This is a genomic window from Stenotrophomonas sp. 3diitr2024 (assembly GCF_042136455.1).
Taxonomy (GTDB): Bacteria; Pseudomonadota; Gammaproteobacteria; order Xanthomonadales; family Xanthomonadaceae; genus Stenotrophomonas; species Stenotrophomonas sepilia.
In genome coordinates this window covers 1-4,533 of record NZ_JBHHMJ010000026.1, presented here as the reverse complement: position 1 = coordinate 4,533, position 4,533 = coordinate 1, and the positions used below count along the sequence as shown (strand labels likewise).

Below are 4,533 nucleotides of genomic sequence, written 5' to 3'. Positions count from 1 at the left end.
GTGTGCCGACCAACGGTCGGCACCCACCGGTTCGCAGGTGGCTCAGAACTTCCAGCGCAGGCTGGCCGACACGAAGCGTGGCTCGCCGTAGTTGTTGTAGTCCAGGTTGGCCCAGTAAGTCTTGTCCAGCGCGTTGCGCACGCTCAGCGTCGCGGTCCAGTTGTCGCTGATGCGGTAGTTGGCATTGAACTGGACCAGCGAATACGCTGGCTGGTTCACCGTTACCGTGCCGCCCAGCGGGTAGGCGATGTTGTAGCCCTGCACCTTGCTCTGCCACTGCAGGCCACCGCCGATGCTCAGGCGTTCCAGCGCACCGCGCAGCTGCAGTTGCGTGTTGAGCTGCAGCAGGTCCTTGGGCGGGTTGGCGTACAGCAGGTCGGTGGCGGCGCGGGTGACCTTGACGTGGGTGTAGCCGGCATTGACCGTCCAGCCCGGCAGGATTTCGCCGTTGATATCCATCTCCCAGCCACGCGCCTTGGTACCGTTGACGCCGATGTAGGCCGAGCTGCCGTCGCTGAGCGAACCCTCCGGCACGCCCATGTCACGCACCGCGTAGTTGTCCTGCTTGGCCTCGAACACAGCGGCATTTGCGGTCAGGCGGCCATCGAACCACTGCGTCTTGATGCCCGCTTCCAGGTTCGAGCCCTGCACCGGCGCCAGCAGGTTCTCGTTGCGGTCCTTGTAGTTCTGCGGATTGAAGATCTCGGTGTAGCTGGCATAGGCCGACACGTTCGGGGTGATCTCGTAGACCAGGCCCACGTACGGAGTGACTTCATCGCTCACCTTGTACGCACCGCTGGTGCCGGTATAGGCGCCGGCGGCGTTGTAGGAGCGGGTGAGGGTTTCCCACCGGCTCAGGCGTGCACCGGCGATCAGCGACAGCGGATCGGCCAGGTGCAGGCGGGTGGCCAGATAGACGCCACTCTGCGTGGTCTTGGCCACGCGGCGCGCGCCGGTGCGGCGGTAGGTCACCTCGGAGATATCGCCGTTCCAGCTGTATACGTTGGGGATGTAGTAGCAGCGCTCGCGTGCACCCGTGGCGCTGACACACGTTGCCCAGTCGCTCGGGAAGTTCAGCGCCACGGTGTTCGTGGTCCCTTCCAGATCCGACCACTGGGCACCGACCGTGAGGTCGTGGTCGCGGCCGAACAGCGGGAAGTTGCCGGTCAGGTAAGCATCGACATTGCGGCGGGTGTCTTTCGAATCACCGGCGGCCGCACGCAGGAAGATGCCCGAGCCGGTCACCGGGTCCGGGTTGCCGGTGCCGTACAGGCGCACGTTCTGCACGTTGCCGCGGGTGTAGGCGGTGTTGATCTTCAGCAGCCAGTTGTCGCCGAAACGCTGCTCCAGGTTGGCGAAGGCGGTGTTGCTCTCGCGCTTCCAGTAGCTCCACTTCGGCGACAGGTTGGTCGAGCGCGGCAGATGGGCGAAATTGCCCTGGCTGTCGAAGAACGGCACGGTGCCCCAGGTCGAACCGGTCGGGTTGTTGTCCTGGGTCTGGTAGCCGAGGGTGAGGGTGGTGCTGTCGGTGACATCGCCTTCCAGCACCGCCATGCCGGCCATCTTGTTCTCGTCGTAACGGTCGTAGTACAGCCCGCGATCGGTGTAAGCGGCGACCACGCGGCTGCGGAAACGGCCGTCATCGGTCAGCGGTGCGGTGACGTCGGCTTCCATGCGGCGGTAGTCCCAGCTACCGGCGCTGACCGCGAACGACGCGTCGAATTCCTTGCCGGGGCGCTTGCGCAGCAGGTTGACCGTGGCCGACGGCACGCCGGCGCCGCTGAGCAGGCCGTTGGCACCGCGGATCACTTCGATGCGGTCGTAGAAGGCGGTGTCGTATTCCTGGTTGGTGGAGCCGCTGTAGGTGGGAATGCCGTCGACCTGGAAGTCGGTGATGGCGAAGCCACGCGCGTAGTACAGCGGGCGCTGCGTGTCATAGAAGGACACACTGACGCCGGTCACGTTGCGCATCACATCGTTGATGCTGAACAGTGATTCGTCCTGCAGGCGCTGCAGGCTGATCGCGGTGGCCGACTGCGGGGTTTCCTGCAGGGTGATCGGCAGGCGCGTGGTGCTGGCCGGCGGAGCGGACTGCTCGGCCCGGACGCTGACCCGGTCCAGGGTCTTGGCATCGCCGGCGGCATCGGTGGCGGCGAACGCGGCGGGCGTGGTCAGCAGGGTCAGCGACGAAAGCAGGGCAGCCGGCAGCAGCGCGCGGCGGGGCAGGCGGTTACGGACAGGCAGGGGCATGGTGGGCTCGAGGCTTGGAAACGGGGGAAGGGCGGCAACAGTCGTCCAGCACCCGGGGCGGCGGCTTCGGGCACGGTCAGGTCCATCTGGAGCGGCGCGATTACTGCGCAGGGTGCAAATGTAAATAATTCTTAACAACATTACAATTCGCGTCACTGCGCAGGGGCTTCCCGGCGCAGAGCGGTGGCGGGCTGGGGTCGGATCCCGTTGCTGCAGGCAATGGGCTCTGACCCCATCATCGACGCCCAATCGCAGGTCAGAGCCCTCCCGTGCGGGAGGGATCCGACCCACCTCGCACAAAAACAAACGGCCACCCGAAGGTGGCCGTCCGTCTGCATCGAAGGAACGCGCGGGCTTACAGCGCCTGCAGTTCCTCATTGGCATTGCGCTTTTCCTTCGCCGGTGCCGGAGCCGCAGCGGCCGGAGCCGGCACCGCCGCGTTCGCATCCACCGGCACCTCCAGGTACGGCAGGTGCAGGGTCTGGCTGGTCAGCGTACGGATCTCGTTGACCAGTGCGGCGCTGTCGTTGAGCTTGCGCCCGTACGACGGCACGATCTCGCGCAGGCGGGTTTCCCAACCGGCCTTCATCTGGTCCGGGAAGGCCTTGGCCATCAGGTCCAGCATGATCGGCGGCGAGGTCGACGCGCCCGGCGACGCGCCGAGCAGCGCGGCGATGGTGTGGTCCTTGTCGGTCACGATCTCGGTACCGAACTGCAGCACCGGGCCCTTCAGCGGATCGCGCTTGATGATCTGCACGCGCTGGCCGGCGGTGACCAGCTTCCAGTCACCCGGCTTGGCATTGGGGAAGTACTTGACCAGTTCGGCCTGGCGGTCGGCATCGTTCAGGCGCGCCTGGCCCATCAGGTACTGCACCAGGTCCAGGTTGTCCTTGCCCACTTCCAGCATCGGGCCAACGTTGTTGTGGGTCACCGAGGAATACAGGTCCCACCACGAGCCGTGCTTGAGGAACTTGGTGCTGTACAGCGCGAACGGCCCGAACAGGACCACCGGCTTGCCGTCCAGCTTGCGTGCATCCAGGTGCGGCACCGACATCGGCGGCGAACCGGTTTCGGCCATGCCGTAGGCCTTTACGCCATGGCGCGAGGTCACGTCCTGGCCCTGGAAGGCGAGGAACTGGCCACCGACCGGGAAGCCTGCGTAGTCCTTCGATTCCGGAATGCCCGACATCTGCAGCAGCTTCAGCGCGGCGCCGCCGGCACCGATGAACACGAAGCGGGTGTGAGTGGTGGTTTCGGTGCCGGCCTTGAGATCCTTCACCGTGACGTTCCAGCTCTTGTCGGCGTTCTGCCGCAGGGCGGTCACTTCATGGTTCAGGTGCAGGCTGAAGTTCGGGCTGCGCTGCAGGCCGGCGGTCAGCTGGCGGGTGATCACACCGAAGTTGACGTCGGTACCGAGCGGCATCCAGGTCGCGGCAACCTTCTGCTTCGGGTCACGGCCTTCCATCAGCAGCGGGGCCCACTGCTTGATCTGCGCCGGATCCTCGGAGTACTGCATGCCGTAGAACAGCGGGTTCTTCACCAGGGCCTGCTGGCGCTTGTGCAGGTAGGCGATGTTGTCATCGCCCCAGACGAAGCTCATGTGCGGGGTCGGGTTGATGAAGTCGCTGGGCTGGCTCAGCCGGCCTTCCTTCACCTGGTGCGACCAGAACTGGCGCGAGACCTCGAACGATTCGGCGATGCCGACCGCGCGCTTGGTCTCGATGCTGCCGTCGGGCAGTTCCGGGGTGTAGTTCAGTTCGGCGAACGCCGAGTGGCCGGTGCCGGCGTTGTTCCAGCCATCGGAGCTTTCACCGGCGACGCCGTCGAGGCGTTCGTAGACCTGGATGTTCCAGTCCGGCTGCAGTTCCTGCAGGTAGGTGGCCAGGGTGATGCTCATGATGCCGGCGCCGACCAGCACAACATCGACGGGCTTGTCGTTGCTGGCGGCGGGCACGGAGCGCTGGGTCAGTGGCCAGTACAGGAACAGCGCGGCGGCCAGCAACAGCAGCACGAGCAGGGCGAGCAGGGCCTTGCCAAATTTCTTCATGGGGGCGGGATCGTTGGCGGAGGGGAAGGGGTCAGGATGCGCGTGGGGCAGGGAAAGGGCGTGAAGAAACAACGCCTTGCAGCATCCATCCGCGATTCTAACCGGATCCGGTCGTTTTTTGATGCAACGCAGCATCCGACGTTTCGCGGCGCCGTCACGTGGGGGGCGGGCTCGACCTGATGACCTCAGCCCAGTAGCGCCAGGCCATGCCTGGCGACGCCGTCAATCAGACCCGC

2 protein-coding genes are annotated in these 4,533 nt (G+C 65.5%); both read right to left on the bottom strand.

Annotated features, from left to right (window positions below):
- Positions 1-42: 42 nt before the first annotated feature.
- A complete protein-coding gene (locus ABGA94_RS00390) occupies positions 43-2,250 on the bottom strand; it encodes a TonB-dependent siderophore receptor (RefSeq protein ID WP_197598461.1) in 2,208 nt (735 codons plus the stop codon).
- Between the two features lie 355 nt (positions 2,251-2,605).
- Positions 2,606-4,297 carry a malate dehydrogenase (quinone) gene (gene mqo, locus ABGA94_RS00385; protein ID WP_005415670.1) on the bottom strand — a complete coding sequence of 564 codons (1,692 nt, stop codon included), beginning with the start codon at positions 4,295-4,297 and terminating at the stop codon, positions 2,606-2,608.
- Between the last annotated feature and the right edge of the window lie 236 nt (positions 4,298-4,533).

Bases quoted from the DNA above. Each gene is read 5' to 3' on its own strand.
- ABGA94_RS00390 (WP_197598461.1), bottom strand. From the start codon at position 2,250: ATGCCCCTGCCTGTCCGTAACCGCCTGCCCCGCCGCGCGCTGCTGCCG.
- mqo (WP_005415670.1), bottom strand. From the start codon at position 4,297: ATGAAGAAATTTGGCAAGGCCCTGCTCGCCCTGCTCGTGCTGCTGTTG.